The following is an 18,683-nucleotide window of genomic DNA, read 5'->3' on the forward strand; positions in this document are numbered from 1 at the left end:
GGTCTACTCGTGAGAGAAAGACTGCATGAAGGGTTGCGCCTTCGTGTGAACAAGAAAAATATATACAAATATAAAAATGTTAACAACCTCTCTAATTAGGGTAATGTGATTTTATCATAGTGAAAGAGAGGTGGTATGCATGGAATTAATGTCCATTGGAAAATTTGCTAAACGAAAGTTGGTAATTGGCTATTGTCGAGTCAGTACACCACGTCAAGGTGAAAAACAATGATCCTGGCGACAAAGATAAGACTAAAGCCAACTAAAGAACAAGAGATTTTGTTTTGGAAGTCTGCTGGGACTGCGAGATGGGCTTACAATTATTTTTTGGCTGAAAGCGAACGTACTTACAACGACAAGAAGCGAACAGTCAAAGAGGGCGAAGTTCGTAAGAAAATCAATAACGAACTGAAACCAACAACGCATAAATGGCTAAAGGAAGTCGGAAGCAATGTGATGAAGCAGGCGGTGAAAGATGCCGATGTTGCTAGAAAGCGTTGGTTCGAAGGCATTACTGAAAAGCCAAAGTTCAAAAGCAGACGAAGAAGTAAAGTTAGTTTTTATGTAAATTATGAAAGTTTAACAAGAATAAATGTAGGTTTTAGAGGTGAAAAGATTGGCATTGTAAAAACGTGCAATGCGCTACCTAAGCTTAAAAAAGGTCAAAAATATTCAAATCCACGCATTTCATTTGACGGACGAAATTGGTTCTTATCCATTGGATATGAGCAAAAATTTGAGCCATATAATTTAACAGATGAGAGTTTAGGGATTGATGTTGGTGTCAAAAAATTGGCTGTTTGTTCTGATGGCGAGTTCAAAGAGAACATCAACAAAACCAAAGAAGTCAAACGATTAGAGCAAAAGTTGAAACGAGAACAACGACAACTAGCTCGTAAGCAGGAAGCCAACACAAAAGCGTATACTAAAAACCGAAAGCCAATCTATAAAACACCTTTAAAGAATATGAAAAATATTCAAAAACAAAACAGTGAAATCCGTAATTTATATAAGCGACTGAACGACATCCGAACAAATTATTTACATCAGTGTTCTAATGAGATTGTGAAAACCAAGCCATCTCGTATTGTCATGGAACATTTACATGTAAAAGGGTTGATGAAAAATAAACATCTGGCGAAGGCTGTAGCCAGTCAAAAATTATATGAATTCAAACGTCAAATTCAATACAAATGTCAAAAATACGGAATTGAATTTATTGAAGCCGACAGATGGTTTCCATCATCAAAAACTTGTTCTAGTTGCGGACAAATCAAATCCGATTTGAGACTGAAAGACAGACTATTTATTTGCTCTTGTGGATTAAAGCTGGATAGAGATTTGAATGCAAGCATTAATTTAGCAAATTATTCAATCTAAGGAGTTCAACTAAAAACTAAACCTTAGATGTGTACGCAACGATACTGCGGAATTTAAGCCTTTGGAGAGTCATACAAAATGGCAGTAGCTTTTCGCGAAACCAGGCTCGAAGAATAAGGAAGACACAAAACGAAAGTCGAAAGATATAAGTTGTGTCACAGTAGAGATGACTGCATTTTTTAAGAAATGTATATGTTTTTCGTATCGGTAAATGTTTTTGGTGTTGTACTAGCCAAAGCATATGGGCAAGGGGAGTCATCGAACTTTTTAGTGATTGCTGCAGGTGTTTTAAGTGGCATATTGTTACATGATATAAGCTTGATGGCCATTGTTTCGGTTACCCGAAAAGCGATGAGTCGTAAAGTCATTAAGTCGCTTACAATGGTAGCGGGCGTACTACTAATTGGATTTGCTGGATATTTTATTTATGAATTTATACAAGCTATTAAGAGCTATATATGAGAAAAGTGCGATCCCTAAAGATCGCGCTTTTTATTTTTCCTGCATTCATGGTCAGTGAACTTTGTATATGCATGGATGCAAGCTAAAATTTCCTCTGCTAATGAAAAGTTCAGCATATGTAAATTTTATGTATGGATTCGTAGTCTTTTGGGTCTAAGGTGCGAAATAAATCCGGATTTATTAAACCTTCCTATGATTGCTTTCTCTGAAAAACTGTAAGATATAAAATCATGCAGAGAATAAGTATAGTCCCAATAAATTGAAAACCACCAAAGGCAATTTTAAGCCAAAACACACTTGTCATAACAGCCGTTAAAGGCTCCAAGCTACCAAGTAAACTTGTTTCTTTTGGCGATAAATAATGTAAACTAGCAATATAAAACCAAAATGCTAGCATTGTCCCAAAAATAACGATAAACAGAAAATAAGCGATTGTCGACAATGCCCAGTTTGACATGTCAATTTGCCAGGGCTGATGAAAAAGGCTCATCACAATCCCACCAATCAGCATTGACCAGCCTACAACTAACAATGAGTGAAATTGCTGTAAGAGTGAGACGGCATATAACGTATAAAAAGCAGCCGAAAGACCAGATAAAATCCCCCAAAACACGGCCGTCGCTGGAACAGAAAGTGTAGACAACGAGCCATTTGTTAGTAATAAGAAAGTACCAACAAGTGTCAATGTTACAGCGATTACATCCTGCCTTGTCAATTGACTGTGCTTCGTTATTAAATAATAGGCCATAATAAAAAGTGGTGCTAAATATTGCAATAAAGTCGCAACAGCCGAGTTACCTATAGCAATCGACATCATATAAGTATATTGAACCGCCAGCATTCCTAATAAACTAAATAAAATTTGTCTAAAGGCATTTTGCTTTGTCCGCCACATCACAAAAATAGACTCTTTACGATGTATAATTTTATAGGCAGTAATGAGCAATAGGCCAGCTAAAAGAAGACGACTAGAAACGAGCCAGCCAACCTCTATATTTTCTTGCTGAAAAAGCTTTTGAGCAACGGTACCACCAATACCCCAAAAACTTGCCCCTAGAATGACAAGAATAAAACCAAGCGTACGATTTTTCTGTGTAGATTGATTCATCTTTAAACATCTCCTAAACTATCAATATAAAGAAATTATAAAGAATGTATGACGCAAAAAATATCGATTTAAAGGGTTGAAAATATCAATATATTGAGGTGAGCTAAGTAGTGACGTTAACACATATTAAAATTGCAAAGGATTTACAAGAATTAACGTTACATGGGACGAAGGAATTTCCAGTTGCATTATATGAGACGGTTTTGCGACTAGATAGTCTGGATTTTTTACCGTTACATTGGCATAAGGAAATTCAATTTGTCTATGTGAAAAGTGGTCGTGTGGAATATCGAGTAGGAGCAGATGTTTTCGTACTTGAGGAGGCAGAGGGGCTTTTTGTCAATGCATCATGTTTACATGAAGCAAAGCCTTATCAAATAGAGGGGGCTACAATTTTCTGTATTAACGTGAATCCGTTGCTATTAGGCGGACACAAGGACAGTATTTTTGCCACTAAATATGTACTACCGTATTTAACGAGCAATAGACTGCCCTATGTAAAGCTTTCCGGCCAATTGGCGCAAAAAGTAGACATCGTGGCGAAATTACTACAAGAGCAAGCTGTTTTTTATGAGCTAAAGGTATGGAGAGAGCTATTAGTCATTTGGGAAACGATTTTGTCACAATCAATGCTAACAGAAGAAATACTGGATCCATCAATTATTGTCCAGCATGAACGAGCGAAGGATATGCTTGATTATTTACATACTCATTATCAGGAAAAGATATCTTTAGAAAATTTAGCTGCACATGTTTTTTTAAGTCGTGCAGAATGTAGTCGCTTTTTCAAAAAAATGGTCGGCATGACACCATTCACATATTTACTACACTATCGTCTTCGCAAAAGTATGGAGCTATTACGTGATAGTGAGGAATCTATCACTACAATTGCTACAACAACAGGCTTTAGTACAGTAAGTTACTATATTGAAAAATTTAAGAAATATACAGGATACTCTCCACATGTTTATCGAAAACAATTTTTTGATAAAGGATAGATTAGAAGTGTAAAAGAAGCAGAAGTAAATACCCGCGCTTGCAATGAATCGCTTCATTTATTGCTATGATGTAACTGTTTGTAATTTAATCCTTCTAATAGGTAGGGGAATAACCTTGGAGGTGGCTCAATGAAAAAATCTGTGTTCCTGATTTTATTTGCATTTCTAGTTTTACTTTCTGCTTGCTCTAATGAAAAAACGCAATCATTAGAAGAATTTTATAAGGATGCAAAAATTGAAAATGTAGATAAAGTGATCATTCAAGATGGTTCAACTGGTTATGCTAAAACGATAACGAAAAAAGAGCAAATTGGTGAATTCCTAGATCTGATTAAAGATATAGAATTTATTCCACAAGATAATCAAGAAAAGCGTGTAGGTTGGCGATATGATATTGCTCTTTTTGGCGGTGAAAAAGAATTTAAATTTACTCTAGATGAAATTAACAATACCTATTACGATTCAAACCCAGATATTCATCCAATTGTAGAGAACTATTACAAACAATTAGATATTGTAGAAGAATAAGGGCAATGAAACTGCTAAAGACCTCTTAATAAGGAGGTTTTTTATTTTGCCATTCTTAATGTCTCGACAGTAGTGTTATTTCTTTTTTGAGAATTTGATCTGATTTCGTTAAGACATCTGAAAAATTCTTGAAAAGTATTGGATTAAATCTACACTTTATCGCTGAGGTTGTTGACAATAATAACTATATAAAATAAAGTAAAGTTAATAGTAAAGATACCTTTACTATTAACTTTACTTAAAGGATTGAATGAGTGATGGCAAAGGATGAAGAACTTATTTATAAGCTTGTGGAGGAAATGAATGAAGCTATTTATTCGATGGATAGTCATTTCATAAAGTTACATCAAAATTTAGTGATTGATGAACTATCTCCTAAACAAATAATTTTATTAGATTTTATTAATAAAAATAGGAAAGTGACGATTGGACAGATTGCGAGTTATATGAATATAACATCTAGTGCTGTCGGTCAGCTGGTCAGTAAACTTGAAGAACAGCACTATGTATCTCGGAGCATTAATCCGGAAAATAGACGTGAAATATTTGTGAGCCTTGATACTTCGGGCATTAAGTATTTTGAAAGAGAGGAAGAAATAAAACGATTTATTATCTCGAGATATTATTCAAAACTTGAGTTAAGTGAGATCGTGCAATTGAAAGAGATTGTTCAGAAGTTAAACCAAATTGTATTAAAGGAAGGAATTATACATGAAATAAATGATAAGGGAGAGATTTAACATGATTGCATTAAAGAAAAAGCAAAATATATGGTTAGCATTTTTGTTAGTGGTACTTGCCAGTAATTACACGCTTTATAACACTGGACTCGGTGTTTCCATTTTACCACCTGAAACAAATGGAGTTGTGATGGGCTCATTAATTGATTTTGTCTTAGTTATGCCTGTTTTATTTCTGCTCTATAAAGGAAAGTTTTCTATAAAACAAGCGGTACTTTTAGCGGCGGCTGGTTGCATTGCAGCCCGTTTTATTATCCCGATAGAACATCTACAGCCATTTGTTGCGGTGACTTGGGCTGGGTTTGCCATTGAAGGTACGGTTATTCTATTAGAAATTTTACTAATTGCAACACTTGTTCGTTATATGCCGAGAATCATAGCGGATGTACGATCAACTACTTTACCAGATTTGTTTTCATTTCCAAAAGCAGTTGAAAAACATGCACCTAAGCATCTTATTATCCAAATGCTTTGCACAGACTTTTTAGTGATTTACTACGCTTTTGCAAGCTGGAAGAGAAAAGAGCAATCTGGGTTAACCTTGCATAAAAATTCGAGCTATATAGCCTTTATCATTATGCTTATCCATGGAATAGCCATTGAAACAATAGGGATTCATTGGTGGCTACATGAGAAATCACTTGTTCTTTCTATTCTATTGCTTATTTTAAATGTATACTCTGTCCTATTTTTTGTAGCAGATATGCAGGCCATTCGTTTAAATCCTGTTCATGTAACATCTGATAAATTGTATTTGTCTTTAGGATTGATGAAACGAGCAGAAATTCGCTTTGACCAGATTGAGGAGCTTGTTGAGGATAAGGAGCAGTTGGAAGGAAAATTAGCCAAGGATACAATTGATTTTATAGCACGTGATTTTGAAGCTGCATATCCACAGTTTATATTAAAAATGAAGGAGCCTGTGGAAGTGACTTTTATGCTGGGGCTTAAAAAACGTTATAACAATGTAGCCATTAAAGCCGACCAAGCACAGGATTTTAGAAAAATGCTTCTACAAGGAATGGAAAATAATAGAGATTAATAAACAACAGGTGCTAGCAAACTAAGCTGGCACCTGTTTAATTTGAATAATCATTAAATAGGGGATGATATTTGTTAAATATGAAAGTTGGAACGGAAATCAACCTTACGCTATGAGCCTTATCTTACAAGACTAATAATAAAAATAATAAGGACACACAATAATGGCAGATCTATAAATCCCTTAAGTAATCGCCTGCTAGCAGCTTGAATTTGTTCACTAGATACTTGAAAGATTGACCAAATTTTGTGCTCAAAAATTTGCTGGATTACGGATTGCATCATCGAGCGTAAAGTAAAATAAAGAATTCCAAGTACGATAATTTTCGCCCACGACGGTACAATAATAGTTAGCCCGATACCCATTGATAAAAAACGCAGATAGCCGAAGAGATACTGTTTTTGGCGAAGCATCGTTTTACATACTATTTCCTCTATATAATAATCGGAACGTCGAAACATGCGCTTTGAATTTTTCCATAGTAGGCGAGGCTTTTTTAATTTCGGTACTAACTGACTTCGAAGCTCAGGAGCAATTTGGAATAAAAGACTTTGCCATTTATAAAAAGCTGCTTGATCGAGCTCCACTTGCTGATCAAAATATTTAGTGCTGTAAACAAAATGTCTATTATAATAGCTTATACAATAAACTAGAAGAATTACATAAACAAGTGCAGTGATAATAACTGGCACATATAAAAAGCAAACTGTACCGAGAATACACATAAAAATATTACTTACTAGCTGCTGCCATTTATGAAGCTTTAATTGTAAAAGCACGTTTGTGAAACTATTCGTAAATAGTAGTAGAAGTAAAATAAGTAATTCTAATATTTTTACATGATGAACGATTATAAAAATGGGTGCTAATAGAGCAAGGGCAGAACCAAGTAAAATTAGGTGCTTACTTAACGACCAATAAAGACCAGCTTGTTTTAACCGTACCATTTGTTTTCGGTTTTGGATTAAAAAAAGATGATCGGCTCGTTGTAAATAAGTACGAATAGTTTCGATTCGTGTAATAAGAAATAACAGTACAATAATGAACACTAGCGGAATATGTATGACCCACGATGTACTTATATTTAAAATAAAGTCTTTATAAAGGAAAAAGCCAATGACTATTGCTGGCACAACAACATATAAGGCGACTGTCCAATCGACGATGCTTGCCAATAGCTTAAAATTGTGGGAGCGCTCTAATTTTCTTCGTTGCTGCACTATATTAGTCATGGTGGTTTTCCTCAAGCAGTGTGTCGAAAATATCAAGAAGAGATGCTTTGTCCTGTTTCACCGCTAAGCGTAACGATTCAAGTGTACCTTGCTGTAAAATTCGCCCATCATCAATTAATATGAAACGATCACATATTTTTTCTGCCGTATCGAGTGCATGTGTACTCATTAGAATGGCAGCACCTTGCGCTTTTAACTCTTCTAATATCGTTAAGAGCTTACGCATTGCCTGTGGATCTAGGCCCATAAATGGTTCATCTAAAATATAGGTAGAATGCTTGTCGAGAAATGCTAAAATAAGCATCACTTTTTGTTGCATACCTTTGGAAAACGTTGTGGGATAATCGTGTAGCTTATGGTCCAAATGAAAAATTTTCAGTAATTCATTTGCACGATTTGTTAAAGAATTTTCCTTACCAGCTACACGCATGTAAAAATCGATATGCTCCCATAATGTAAAATACTCATACAAAATTGGTCTTTCTGGTACGTAGCCGTAAGCTCCTATTGTCACCTGACCATCCACTACTGGTAATACACCCATCATTGCTTGTAAGGTTGTGCTTTTGCCTGCTCCATTGGAACCGATTAATCCAACAAGCTCGCCACTATTTACTTGAAATTGAATGTTTGAAATAATGGCTTCGTTTTCTACATAGCCACCTTTATGTATGTTAATATCTATTGTCATTCACTTCCTCTCTTTGTATATTTACGAATTAAAGAGGAAAATGTTTCAAATTTTGAGATTTTAAGAAGAATATCGTTTAGTAGATGAGTTTACTGATAGGGGGCATTCGGGTGGCTAAAGAGAAATGGAAATAGAAGTCTTTGCAATAGCCCACCTACTTAATCTAGGTGGGCTATTGCATTTAATATATCTTCACTCACAGCATTCCAAAATTGTTGTTGTATAGCATCGCAATACACATATAGATCTTTATTTTGGACATGCTCGTATAGCTCAGAAATCGCTTCTTTATGAAAATAGAGTCGATGATTTAATGCCTCTCTTTCTTCCTCAATACAAAACGATTTATACATATCTGCGAGACGTTCAAGCTTTGCTAATTTTTGTTTCGTTCCCTCGTATTGTGTTTGGTGAAATCGTCCTACTGCGGTAGTCATAGAGATCTTTGCCCGATGTTCGGTATTTAACGTTCGCAATTCTTCCTGACGAATAGCCACACGATACCAAAACTCATAGCGAATAGGTAAGTCTTTTAGCTCGTATGTGAGCAAGGATTTTAAAATAAAACTAACATGCTCATAAGTATCAATAATCTTGTCTGACTCTTTAAAAATACCAAACATACAGCCACCCCCGTTTAGATTAATACTACGAACGAAGAGTAAAACCCTTTAAATTTTCTATAAAATTCAGAAAAGTAATGAAGCAATAAAATTTTCTGGATATTAATAGAAATCAGCTAAAATACAAGCTTAAAAGTTGATAAAGGGTGAGTATGAAATTTATGTGGATTTTATTGTGTGTTTATAAAAAAATAAATCTTGCTACACTTACTTATGTAACAAGACTTTAAAAGTGGATTTATAAAATTAAATTGAGTTTATATTTTGAGGTTTAGTTTTTTTAGTTATTCCCACTAATAACAAAATCCATAGTAAACTATTTCCAATAGAATGAGTTGCAAAAGAAGCCCATGTTGAATTAGTAAATTGAGCAATCCATGGGGCAATAAGCATGCTAGGAAGCATATTGATAAAATGCCACTTCAAACAAGCATGAACAACCTATGCCCAAAGTAATCCATTTACTACCCATGCCCAATTCCCGAAAATCTCTTGTTGGATAGGGAGGAAAAAGCCTCTCCACATTAGTTCCTCACATAACATAGCAAAAAGGTGTAACGGAATAAATATGGTTATCATTTTCCAATTTCTATAAAGCGTAACACCGAAAAATTCTGATGGAGGTAATTCCATCCTTTTTAATGGATTAAATGGAGCTGGAAGATAACTTGGTGGGGCAAGCATTGGAAGTTTCGCAAAAAACTTACCTAAAGGTTCAAGAAATAGGTCAGCGAATATTGTAACAATAATTGCTCCCACAACCCAATACCAATCGTTTTCTGTTAAAGGATTGAAGCGAAACCTTTCCAAAATATTTTGCCATGTCCAAGCATTTCCCTCTAAATGATACAGTAGTAACGAGATTGGAAATAAACTCATTACAGGAAACCAAAGAAAGAACCAAAAAGCATAAATTAATGGTACACCCTTTTTAATTAATAGCGGTGTTCCATAGTAAACACCATAGTATACTAACGAACCTGTAATGCCGAAAATGAGTAACTGCAGCAGATAGGACATTAGAAAACCCCTTCTATATAAAGGATATATTTACAAATAATATGTAAACATAAATCATTATATTTTTCTATATTTTTTTCGTAGTAACATCTAATCTGCACTAAAGTTTTATAGGAGCAAGAAATATACAGGTGGGACTTAAATACAATGATGCTTTTATATTGCACATGAAAGGCCAACTGAGTACAAAAAATCCGCGTGAGAATAAATTTATTATTAAGTGAAAAAATGACTTTTTGTTGATATTTTGTTTATGCGTACTTAATTGCCTATTACTAAAAATTAGTGGTGATATGATATAAGATGATTGGAGTGGAGGCTGGGCGACTCCTCGGGGATTAGCGTCACAGATGAGACCCTGGAGCAAGCAAACAGGGGAACGAAGGCTAAAACCCATCACGTCCTGTGATAACGCCTTCGTGACCAACATCGTGTTGGCCTAAGCGGCTCATCGGACGCCCCCAGGAAAGCGCCCAGCCGGAACGGAAATCAAACCCCCGTTATGGTAATAGGCCTGCTACTTAATAAAAAACCTGTGAAAATATATATTAACCAGCACTAGTTTTTACCACATGGTAAGAAACTAGTGTTTTTTATTGATGAAAAGTCTTTTAAGTTATCACAAATTTCCTATTTTTTGCATAGAAAAGGGTTGTTTTTGAAGAAATATGGAAATAGCATTTACAAAATAAAATTAAATGTGTTAACTTGAATAGTGTTAATGGTTAACTTAAAAAGAGGGGGAGGTTACCGGTGCAACATTTTTGGGTTGTTGGAACAGATACAGATGTCGGTAAAACAGTTGTCACTACATTGCTAATGCGACAGTTACAAAAGCATGATCTACAAGTTACACCTTATAAGCCCGTGCAAACTGGGGAAGTTTGTGAGAATGGGCATTGCTATTACTACGATACAGCAATGTATGAAAAGTATTCATTACAAAGTCTAAAGCAAGAAAATTTAAATGGTTATTCGTTTAAGGAAGCTGCATCACCACATTTTGCTGCACAACTGGAGGGTCAGCAAATTAATGTGGAGTATTTATTACAGCAAATTCAGTTGTTACAGCAAGCAAACGATGTCGTCATTTGTGAGGGAGCAGGGGGACTTTTTGTTCCAATAGATACATATGGAGAAAATACACTTCTTGATGTAATCGTTCAAAGTAAGCTGCCAGTCGTTCTTGTCACACGAACAACACTTGGAACTATTAACCATACATTACTTACACTTAAGGCATTAAACGCTCGTAATGTTGAGGTTCTTGGCCTTGTATTTAATGGGGATACAGGTAGTCGGATGGAACAAGATAATGTGAAAATGATTTTACAACATCAAGTGTTGCCATATGCGACGATTCCGAAGCTTGGGGATATTTCACAGATTGTTGACTACTCTATTTCACACACGTCTTTGTTTGAAAGGTTGGTCAAATATGAAACAATCATTAACTGAATTACAGACGAGAGATTTACAACATGTTTGGCATCCATGCTCACAAATGAAGGACTATGAACAACATCCGCCTATTGTTATTAAAAAGGGACAAGGTGTATGGCTGTACGATGAACATAATAATCGTTATTTAGACGCCGTATCTTCCTGGTGGGTAAATTTATTTGGACATGCGAATCCACGAATAAGTCAAGCATTAAGCGATCAAGCGTTTAAATTAGAGCATACGATCTTTGCAAATTTTTCACATGAACCAGCCATTAAGGTGGCAGAAAAATTAGTCGCCTTAACGCCAGACGGTTTGAATAAAGTATTTTTTGCAGACAACGGCTCGTCAGCGATAGAAGTGGCACTCAAAATGAGTTTTCAATATCATATGCAGACGGGAAAAACAAAGAAAAAACGCTTTCTAGCTTTAACGGATGCTTATCATGGTGAAACACTTGGTGCCTTATCTGTTGGTGGGGTAGGGCTATATAACGAAGTGTATCAACCACTGTTATTGGATACAGTACGTGCACAAGGACCGGATTGCTTCCGATGTCCTTTTAGGGAGAATCCTGAAAGCTGTCAAGCTCAATGTATACAATTTATTGAAGACGAGCTTAGTCAGCATCATGAAGAAATTACAGCTATTATTATTGAGCCTCTCATTCAAGCGGCTGCAGGCATGAAAATGTATCCGCCAATCTATTTGAAGCGATTACGAGAGCTTTGTACAAAATACGATGTTCATTTTATTGCAGATGAAATTGCTGTAGGTTTTGGACGTACAGGTACATTATTTGCTTGTGAGCAAGCGGGTATTGCTCCAGATTTTATGTGCCTATCAAAAGGTTTAACGGGTGGTTATTTGCCACTATCCGCAGTTTTAACGACTGATGATGTATACAACGCTTTTTATGATGATTACGGTACAATGAAAGCTTTTTTACACTCTCATAGCTATTCTGGTAATACGCTTGCTTGTCGTGTAGCCCTAGAGGTTTTGACAATGTTTGAAGAGGAACGTGTGATCGACATGATAAAAAACAAGAGCGAACGTATGCGAAAGCTAGCTAAGCAGGCTTTTGAAGAGTTGCCGTTTGTTGGTGAATATCGTCAGGTGGGACTAGTTGGTGCTATTGAATTAGTCGCGAATCGTGAAACTAAGGAACCACTTCCGAGTGAGGAACGTATCGGTTATCAACTATCAAAACGAGCCTTAGCAAAAGGCTTACTCATTCGTCCTCTTGGCAATATAGTATATTTCATGCCTCCATACATTATATCTGACGATGAAATGGATTTTATGATTGATACAACCAAAGAGACGATCATGCAATTTTTTGAGGAGCGGGAGGGAATAAGTTGTTCAAACGACAATCAACACTGTCACTTGTGATGATTGCGTTGTTTGCCGCTTTAACCGCAATCGGGGCATTTATTAAAATACCGCTGCCAGTAGTGCCCTTTACATTACAAATTGTTTTTGTTTTTTTAGCAGGTAGCTTGCTCGGTAGTCGCAATGGATTACAAAGTCAGCTTGTCTACATAGGGGTTGGTTTAGTTGGCTTGCCTGTTTTTACACAAGGTGGGGGGATCACCTATGTATTGCAACCAACATTTGGCTTCCTAATTGGCTTTGCACTGGCCACCTTAGTCATTGGTTTCATGATTGAAAGAGTGGATACGCCAACGAAAAAACATTTTATCGGTGCAAATATTGTCGGGCTCATTATTATTTATGGAGTGGCGATACCGTATTTATATGTATCTTTGAATTTCTGGTTACATATGAAAACGAGCTGGTCACATATTTTCGTAGTTGGCTTTTTAAACAGCATTGTTGCCGATTTTTGCTTAGCGATCGCTTCTGCATTTTTGGCCGAGCGCCTTTACAAAGTATTTCATTCAGCAAGAACAATAACTTCTTTCAGCTGAAGTATCTCATTTCTACAGATGTGAGAGGAATGCAGAGGTAAGTTGTTTTTTAGCGGTTGAGCAAACATCAGCTGAAATAAGTGATAGCCTCCGGCGGATGTCACGGAATCGGAAAGTAGTTCTTTGTGCACAAAGCCGATTCCAGGCGATTATGCCGAGACATAATTGATAAAATATTCAAGTAGAGAGGGAGAATGTCTAGATGAATTGGTTACAGTTAGCAGAGGAAGTTATTGCAGGGAAAATCATTAGCAATGAGGAGGCTCTTGCCATTTTAAATAGTGAAGATGATGAGCTATTGAAGGTAATGGACGGTGCCTTTGCTATTCGTAAGCACTACTATGGGAAGAAAGTAAAACTAAATATGATTATGAATGCTAAGAGCGGTTATTGCCCAGAGGATTGTGGCTATTGTTCTCAGTCATCTAAATCGACAGCACCGATCGAAAAATATCCATTCATTACGAAAGAAGAAATTTTAGCGGGGGCAAAACGAGCATTTGACAATAAAATCGGCACTTACTGCATCGTGGCAAGTGGTCGTGGGCCAACTCGAAAGGATGTTAATGTCGTTAGTGAAGCTGTTACTGAAATTAAAGAAAAGTATGGCTTAAAAGTTTGTGCTTGTCTTGGCTTATTAAAAGAAGAACAGGCACAGCAATTAAAAGAAGCGGGGGTAGACCGTTACAACCATAACTTAAATACATCTGAACGACATCACTCCTATATTACTACGTCCCATACGTATGAAGATCGTGTGAATACGGTTGAAATTGCGAAAAAGCACGGAATCTCACCTTGCTCAGGTGCCATTATCGGTATGAAGGAAACAAAAGAGGATGTCGTGAATATTGCACGTGCCCTTCATCAATTAGATGCAGATTCCATTCCGGTTAACTTCTTAAATGCGATTGATGGCACGAAACTAGAAGGGACAAAAGAATTAAATCCACGTTATTGCTTAAAAGTTTTAGCGTTGTTCCGTTATATTAATCCAACTAAGGAAATTCGTATTTCTGGTGGGCGTGAAGTCAATCTTGGGTCACTTCAGCCAATAGGCTTATATGCAGCAAACAGTATCTTTGTTGGAGATTATTTAACAACTGAAGGACAAGAAGCAAACAGTGATTATCGTATGCTTGAGGATTTAGGCTTTGAAATTGAATTATCAGAGAAGCAAGAAGAAGCATTCTGCTAAATAAAAACTTATCCCGCATTAACGGGCAGTAATGAACTGCCCGTAAAAGCCCGATTGGTGAAGACTAATAATCAGTGGGGATAAAGAAAACCCACTGATTAAAGTTTCACTTTATGAAATAAAATCTACTACTACTACTTAATTATCATCGAATTGGAGAGTCGTATGTGCGTCGTGGAAAAGGCGAACATATGGCTTTTTCTGTTGGACGGAAAAAGTCGTCGAACGCTCAGGTAAGGAAGAAAGGTGCTCGGGTTCACCGGAAAAATGCTCAGGGCCGTCGAAAAGCCGCGATTGGCTAATAAAAGATAGAAAGTGACGTATATATGAACAAAGGTAAAATGAAAAGAACTGTTTATGCCTTGGAAAATCCGGTTTTCACAAATTGTTCAATGAAAGCGTTTTGAAATTGAACAGTTTGTGAAGGGCTTCACATAAGGCTTTATTTCTAAAAAAAATTGGCGTAAAATAAGAATCAAGTAAGGGATTGTTATAAAACAGTTGGAAAAAGTATCACGGTTTTCGGTGGTTGTTATATTACAAAAATAAATTGGAAGGGAGCATTTATGATGTGGGTTATTACAGTATTTGATAAAAAGGATGTTCGAATTTTTGAGTATACAAACAAAAATGAGGCAACACAAGCTTTAGCTAAATTCAAGAAAAATGCAGTTTTAACATATACAAAATAATTTCAGATTAAAGTGAAACAATCCTTTTCGACGCTATAGCGCACGAAGAGGGTTGTTTTTTACGTTGAACAGATTATCCTATTAATGAACGAGAATTGAAATCGCACTATACACTAATAAAAGAGCCATCACAATATTAAACGATTGACGATACTGTTGTAGAATTTTTTGAAAAACTGAACCAAATAGGGCCCAACTGAATGTACTCATTATACCTACCATTCCTAAAAATAAAGAAAAAAGAAAGTAGCTGACATAGGAAGAATAATAGGGAAGAATATAGGTTGCTACTACTGTAATGCCAAACAAAATACCTTTAGGATTCATGAATTGTAATAAGACGCCTACTAAAAATAAGCTTCGTTTGTTTTCCTCTTCTTTATCATGATCATTCTCTTTGCTCGTTAGTATTTTATAAGCCAAATATAACATATAGCCTACACCAAGAATGGTCAAAGGAAATTCGATCATTGGCATAATATTTGTAAGGACCCTATTAAATAAACAACTCAAGCCTGTAATCGTTAAAAAGCCAACCCCAACACCTATACAAAACTGAAGAGTTCTTGCTAATCCAAGTTTGTTTGCAAATGACATTGCCATGATATTGTTAGGACCTGGAGTGAAACTGGTAATTATTACGAATACTAAAAAAGAAAATAAAGGCATTTGTGGACCCCCTTTGAAATTGTTTGTTATAATGTCTGAAATAAACAATATAACGACCGTCTTTTTATTATACATAACGGTCGTTATATTGTACATTTCGAAGAGGGGATATATTTAATGGAAGAAATTCATCTTATTTTTGCAAAAAATTTAAAAATGATTCGAGAGAAAGAGAAATTAAGCTTGGAAAAAGTTTCTCAATTGTGCGGAGTAAGTAAAACGATGATAGGACAAATTGAAAGGGGAGAGTCCAGTCCAACTCTTACCACTATTTGGAAAATAGCGAATGGGTTAAAAGTTTCCTTTACTACTCTAATTAATAATCCTCAGCCTGATACCGAAATTATTTTTAGAGAAGATGTTCAAATATTATCTGAGGATGATGGACGGTATAGAGTGTATCCATATTTTCCTTTCCAAGAGGATAGCCGTTTTGAAATATACACGGTGGAGATTGAAAGGGAAGGGACATTAAGCGCTGAGGCTCATAAAGATGGCACAGAGGAGTTTATCACCGTTTTTGATGGTGAACTAGTGATTAGAGTCAATGAAGACGAATTTCACTTAAAGAGTGGTGACTCCATTAGATTTAAAGCAGATCGTCCACACATCTACATGAATCCTAGTGATACGCTAACACGATTAAGTATGACTATCTATTATCCAAATTAAATTTATAACTGGAATGTGTCTCCATTGGGCGAAGATGAACTTTATTTAAGGCTGTTTTCGTAAAGATTAGTTGCTCTTCAACGAACGGGGGAGTTTAGTTCCATAAGAGGTACGATATTTAGTAATACTAGAACTAAAATATGAGGAAAACAGAGGATTAATTAATGAGTAAAACCGTTACTTTTTCAGTTTCTACAAAACAAGTGAAAGAAGCCGTCACTTTACAAGAATTAGGTATAGATGAAGAAATGGACGATAAAGCGATAAAAAAAGCAGTAGAGGAATTTTTCCGAGATTGGCTTTGGAATAACGTTTCTTTTTCTTACATCATAGACGAAGACTAAAGCAAAAGTACTGACCTACTCTGTAACCAAAAGAAGAATTTACTTATTCTACTAATGGAGGCTTTACTTTAAGATTATTGAGTTGCATAGGTAGCTCTTTTTTCTTATTGAACTAACTGTGCAGTTTAGTGGAATAGACAGTCAATTTCAATTGAGAAAAAAAGCGTGTTTTGATCAAACTTTTTTCAAAACACGCTTTTCTATTTGCTCTTATATCAAGGTTTATTAAGTTAATTTAATCAAACTTTATTCCATCCAGGGCTACACCATTGACTATCCTACAGGGTATGCGTTTTGATAATCGTATAAGGATGTCAAAGATTTAGAGATTACTTGCAATTATCTTAAAGTTTTTGCACCAGAATATTTCTTTAGTACAGGTATAGAGACGCTTCCCTTTCCGATGATATCAATCAGCTTTGTTCCAAACCATTGGCAAATCAGGGCATACATGATCACTTTCCAATCGATCACGACACCGGCAACAAGTAATATCAAACTATTAATCCAAAATAATATGCTTCCGGGAGGTCGCTTTATAAAAGATGATATAATAAGAGCTAAAATATCCATTCCTCCTGAAGAAGCCCCCATTTTAAATAAAATTCCCACACTAAAACCGAATAAAAAGGCTCCAATTACTAAATCGACCCATACATTTCCAATTGGATGATGAATGTGTGGAGAAATTGAATGGATAGTGAAGGCAGCTGCGCCGACACAAAACATCGTCCATACCGCGTTGCTTGTTCCAAGCCACTTGAAGGCTGCAATTACCATCACCGCATTTAATAACCAAATGCTCGTTGCATATGGCACAGCCCACATGTAATTTAATAACACACCTATTCCGGCAGCACCACCGGATGGAATGTAATGAGGAAATAAGAAAATAGACATAGCTGCTCCTTGAATGGCAGAGGCAAATGCAAGAATGATTGCTTTAAATAAATGTTGCGACATAACTACTACATCTCCTTGAATGTATCACAGTATTTCTCTTTTGTTTTACATTATATTAGTTCAATCATTAAGTGAAATATAGATTAGTGATAGTTATAATTAGAAATATTTATGATTAGAAAATGGTCATTACAGATCAAGATGCTAAATTTTTAAGTACTATCTCCAACGGATAGCAACCTTTTAACAAGAAAAAAACATTCAGAATGATTATAAAAGGATTGAATTATTAACTATTTCGATTAAACTGTTTGAAATTCCGATAATCGTAAATTATCATAAGTATCCGTCATTTCAAATACGAACGGGGCAGGTTACTTGAAGAAGGGAAATATTTATATTAGGGAGAATCTATACGGAAAAGATTTATTTTTTTTAGAATTGAGGTTTTTAACAAATGTCAGTTGAAAGAAATAGTATGGTTTCTTCTTTAAAGAAAATTAGTAATACCATCCTAAGAGAGAAAGGATTTAAAGGTTCATTTCCACATTTCCGTCGAATTAAAGAAAATTAAGTTTTTCTCTAAGATATTTTTTATCAGTTTCATTTAAAGATACAGCAGTCTTAATCCTTTCTTGAGCACTAAGTACACAGATTGTGAAAAATGAGCTAAGAGGAGAGCAATTGGATAGACATAATAGGTAGTCGTCTTTTCGGCAGGCTTTCTTAAAAGAGAGGAGGCCCCGAAAATACTCAATTTTGTACTTATTCTTTGAGAAATGTTTCAATGAAATGACGTGCTGTAGTAGTCATATATTGATTTTTCATCCAAACAATAGCCGTCTGAAAAATACTGCTTTAATTATTGCTCCTTTAGTACCCTGGAATATTGCATCAACTTTTCCGGCACTAATTTTATCAGTTGGTGCAGGATATATACCGTACGCCCTTTTTTTATATTTTGTACCTTTATTTGGGTTAATTAAAGTCATTGACTTAA

20 protein-coding genes are annotated in these 18,683 nt (G+C 35.6%); 13 read left to right on the forward strand and 7 right to left on the reverse strand.

Annotated features, from left to right (window positions below; translation table 11 throughout):
- Positions 1-228: 228 nt before the first annotated feature.
- A complete protein-coding gene (locus ACFCYJ_RS23045; RefSeq protein WP_376077533.1) occupies positions 229-1,380 on the forward strand; it encodes an RNA-guided endonuclease InsQ/TnpB family protein in 1,152 nt (383 codons plus the stop codon).
- A 192-nt stretch (positions 1,381-1,572) separates the two neighbouring features.
- On the forward strand, positions 1,573-1,842 hold the full coding sequence (locus ACFCYJ_RS23050) for a LysE family transporter (RefSeq protein ID WP_376077535.1): 270 nt from the start codon (positions 1,573-1,575) through the stop codon (positions 1,840-1,842).
- A 190-nt stretch (positions 1,843-2,032) separates the two neighbouring features.
- Here the strand turns inward: ACFCYJ_RS23050 and ACFCYJ_RS23055 are convergent, their stop codons facing one another.
- Entirely contained in the window at positions 2,033-2,950 is a 918-nt protein-coding gene (locus ACFCYJ_RS23055; protein ID WP_376077537.1) for an EamA family transporter, read from the reverse strand.
- Positions 2,951-3,060: 110 nt separating this feature from the next.
- Between ACFCYJ_RS23055 and ACFCYJ_RS23060 the strand changes: the two genes are divergently transcribed.
- The 4 genes from ACFCYJ_RS23060 (at position 3,061) to ACFCYJ_RS23075 (ending at position 6,258) form a co-directional block, all read left to right on the forward strand.
- Entirely contained in the window at positions 3,061-3,948 is an 888-nt protein-coding gene (locus ACFCYJ_RS23060) for an AraC family transcriptional regulator (RefSeq protein WP_376077539.1), read from the forward strand.
- A gap of 129 nt (positions 3,949-4,077) precedes the next feature.
- Complete coding sequence (locus ACFCYJ_RS23065) at positions 4,078-4,476, forward strand: hypothetical protein (RefSeq protein WP_376077542.1); 399 nt, start codon at positions 4,078-4,080, stop codon at positions 4,474-4,476.
- Positions 4,477-4,733: 257 nt separating this feature from the next.
- Positions 4,734-5,216 (forward strand): MarR family winged helix-turn-helix transcriptional regulator, encoded by a 483-nt coding sequence (locus ACFCYJ_RS23070; protein ID WP_376077545.1) that lies wholly within the window; start codon positions 4,734-4,736, stop codon positions 5,214-5,216.
- Position 5,217: 1 nt separating this feature from the next.
- Positions 5,218-6,258: a beta-carotene 15,15'-monooxygenase gene (locus ACFCYJ_RS23075; protein WP_376077548.1), complete on the forward strand. Its 1,041-nt coding sequence runs from the start codon at positions 5,218-5,220 to the stop codon at positions 6,256-6,258.
- Positions 6,259-6,377: 119 nt separating this feature from the next.
- Here the strand turns inward: ACFCYJ_RS23075 and ACFCYJ_RS23080 are convergent, their stop codons facing one another.
- The 4 genes from ACFCYJ_RS23080 to ACFCYJ_RS23095 form a co-directional block, all read right to left on the reverse strand.
- Positions 6,378-7,490 carry an ABC transporter permease gene (locus ACFCYJ_RS23080; RefSeq protein ID WP_376077550.1) on the reverse strand — a complete coding sequence of 371 codons (1,113 nt, stop codon included), beginning with the start codon at positions 7,488-7,490 and terminating at the stop codon, positions 6,378-6,380.
- Entirely contained in the window at positions 7,483-8,181 is a 699-nt protein-coding gene (locus ACFCYJ_RS23085; RefSeq protein ID WP_376077552.1) for an ABC transporter ATP-binding protein, read from the reverse strand. The genes ACFCYJ_RS23080 and ACFCYJ_RS23085 overlap by 8 nt, the downstream gene beginning before the upstream one ends.
- 158 nt (positions 8,182-8,339) lie before the next feature.
- Positions 8,340-8,804 (reverse strand): hypothetical protein, encoded by a 465-nt coding sequence (locus ACFCYJ_RS23090; RefSeq protein WP_376077553.1) that lies wholly within the window; start codon positions 8,802-8,804, stop codon positions 8,340-8,342.
- A gap of 441 nt (positions 8,805-9,245) precedes the next feature.
- The gene (locus tag ACFCYJ_RS23095; RefSeq protein WP_376077556.1) at positions 9,246-9,824 is read right to left on the reverse strand and encodes a CPBP family glutamic-type intramembrane protease; all 579 of its coding nucleotides are present in this window, start codon (positions 9,822-9,824) and stop codon (positions 9,246-9,248) included.
- 753 nt (positions 9,825-10,577) lie between these two features.
- On the opposite strand from ACFCYJ_RS23095, the gene bioD reads away from it, so the two are divergent.
- From bioD to ACFCYJ_RS23120, 5 genes are all read left to right on the forward strand, one after another.
- Positions 10,578-11,282 (forward strand): dethiobiotin synthase, encoded by a 705-nt coding sequence (gene bioD / locus ACFCYJ_RS23100; protein ID WP_376077559.1) that lies wholly within the window; start codon positions 10,578-10,580, stop codon positions 11,280-11,282.
- Positions 11,263-12,666 (forward strand): adenosylmethionine--8-amino-7-oxononanoate transaminase, encoded by a 1,404-nt coding sequence (gene bioA / locus ACFCYJ_RS23105; protein WP_376077561.1) that lies wholly within the window; start codon positions 11,263-11,265, stop codon positions 12,664-12,666. Before bioD ends, bioA begins: the two co-directional genes overlap by 20 nt.
- Positions 12,633-13,205 (forward strand): biotin transporter BioY, encoded by a 573-nt coding sequence (locus ACFCYJ_RS23110; protein ID WP_376077564.1) that lies wholly within the window; start codon positions 12,633-12,635, stop codon positions 13,203-13,205. Before bioA ends, ACFCYJ_RS23110 begins: the two co-directional genes overlap by 34 nt.
- 202 nt (positions 13,206-13,407) lie before the next feature.
- Positions 13,408-14,403 (forward strand): biotin synthase BioB, encoded by a 996-nt coding sequence (gene bioB / locus ACFCYJ_RS23115; protein WP_376077566.1) that lies wholly within the window; start codon positions 13,408-13,410, stop codon positions 14,401-14,403.
- Between the two features lie 566 nt (positions 14,404-14,969).
- Positions 14,970-15,095, forward strand: coding sequence for a hypothetical protein (locus ACFCYJ_RS23120; RefSeq protein ID WP_376077611.1), 126 nt, complete (start codon positions 14,970-14,972; stop codon positions 15,093-15,095).
- An 81-nt stretch (positions 15,096-15,176) separates the two neighbouring features.
- On the opposite strand, the gene ACFCYJ_RS23125 is transcribed toward ACFCYJ_RS23120, so the two are convergent.
- Positions 15,177-15,764, reverse strand: coding sequence for a LysE family transporter (locus ACFCYJ_RS23125; protein ID WP_376077568.1), 588 nt, complete (start codon positions 15,762-15,764; stop codon positions 15,177-15,179).
- Positions 15,765-15,881: 117 nt separating this feature from the next.
- On the opposite strand from ACFCYJ_RS23125, the gene ACFCYJ_RS23130 reads away from it, so the two are divergent.
- Positions 15,882-16,436, forward strand: coding sequence for a helix-turn-helix domain-containing protein (locus ACFCYJ_RS23130; RefSeq protein WP_376077571.1), 555 nt, complete (start codon positions 15,882-15,884; stop codon positions 16,434-16,436).
- Between the two features lie 164 nt (positions 16,437-16,600).
- Entirely contained in the window at positions 16,601-16,780 is a 180-nt protein-coding gene (locus ACFCYJ_RS23135) for a hypothetical protein (RefSeq protein ID WP_376077573.1), read from the forward strand.
- 339 nt (positions 16,781-17,119) lie between these two features.
- Here ACFCYJ_RS23135 and ACFCYJ_RS23140 read toward each other — a convergent pair whose 3' ends face one another.
- Positions 17,120-17,743: a YitT family protein gene (locus ACFCYJ_RS23140; protein ID WP_376077576.1), complete on the reverse strand. Its 624-nt coding sequence runs from the start codon at positions 17,741-17,743 to the stop codon at positions 17,120-17,122.
- Between the last annotated feature and the right edge of the window lie 940 nt (positions 17,744-18,683).

Source organism: Lysinibacillus sp. NPDC056232 (genome assembly GCF_042267565.1).
GTDB lineage: Bacteria > Bacillota > Bacilli > Bacillales_A > Planococcaceae > Lysinibacillus.

Bases quoted from the DNA above. Each gene is read 5' to 3' on its own strand.
- ACFCYJ_RS23045 (WP_376077533.1), top strand. From the start codon at position 229: ATGATCCTGGCGACAAAGATAAGACTAAAGCCAACTAAAGAACAAGAG.
- ACFCYJ_RS23050 (WP_376077535.1), top strand. From the start codon at position 1,573: ATGTTTTTCGTATCGGTAAATGTTTTTGGTGTTGTACTAGCCAAAGCA.
- ACFCYJ_RS23055 (WP_376077537.1), bottom strand. From the start codon at position 2,950: ATGAATCAATCTACACAGAAAAATCGTACGCTTGGTTTTATTCTTGTC.
- ACFCYJ_RS23065 (WP_376077542.1), top strand. From the start codon at position 4,078: ATGAAAAAATCTGTGTTCCTGATTTTATTTGCATTTCTAGTTTTACTT.
- ACFCYJ_RS23070 (WP_376077545.1), top strand. From the start codon at position 4,734: ATGGCAAAGGATGAAGAACTTATTTATAAGCTTGTGGAGGAAATGAAT.
- ACFCYJ_RS23075 (WP_376077548.1), top strand. From the start codon at position 5,218: ATGATTGCATTAAAGAAAAAGCAAAATATATGGTTAGCATTTTTGTTA.
- ACFCYJ_RS23080 (WP_376077550.1), bottom strand. From the start codon at position 7,490: ATGACTAATATAGTGCAGCAACGAAGAAAATTAGAGCGCTCCCACAAT.
- ACFCYJ_RS23085 (WP_376077552.1), bottom strand. From the start codon at position 8,181: ATGACAATAGATATTAACATACATAAAGGTGGCTATGTAGAAAACGAA.
- ACFCYJ_RS23090 (WP_376077553.1), bottom strand. From the start codon at position 8,804: ATGTTTGGTATTTTTAAAGAGTCAGACAAGATTATTGATACTTATGAG.
- ACFCYJ_RS23095 (WP_376077556.1), bottom strand. From the start codon at position 9,824: ATGTCCTATCTGCTGCAGTTACTCATTTTCGGCATTACAGGTTCGTTA.
- bioA (WP_376077561.1), top strand. From the start codon at position 11,263: ATGAAACAATCATTAACTGAATTACAGACGAGAGATTTACAACATGTT.
- bioB (WP_376077566.1), top strand. From the start codon at position 13,408: ATGAATTGGTTACAGTTAGCAGAGGAAGTTATTGCAGGGAAAATCATT.
- ACFCYJ_RS23120 (WP_376077611.1), top strand. From the start codon at position 14,970: ATGATGTGGGTTATTACAGTATTTGATAAAAAGGATGTTCGAATTTTT.
- ACFCYJ_RS23125 (WP_376077568.1), bottom strand. From the start codon at position 15,764: ATGCCTTTATTTTCTTTTTTAGTATTCGTAATAATTACCAGTTTCACT.
- ACFCYJ_RS23130 (WP_376077571.1), top strand. From the start codon at position 15,882: ATGGAAGAAATTCATCTTATTTTTGCAAAAAATTTAAAAATGATTCGA.
- ACFCYJ_RS23135 (WP_376077573.1), top strand. From the start codon at position 16,601: ATGAGTAAAACCGTTACTTTTTCAGTTTCTACAAAACAAGTGAAAGAA.
- ACFCYJ_RS23140 (WP_376077576.1), bottom strand. From the start codon at position 17,743: ATGTCGCAACATTTATTTAAAGCAATCATTCTTGCATTTGCCTCTGCC.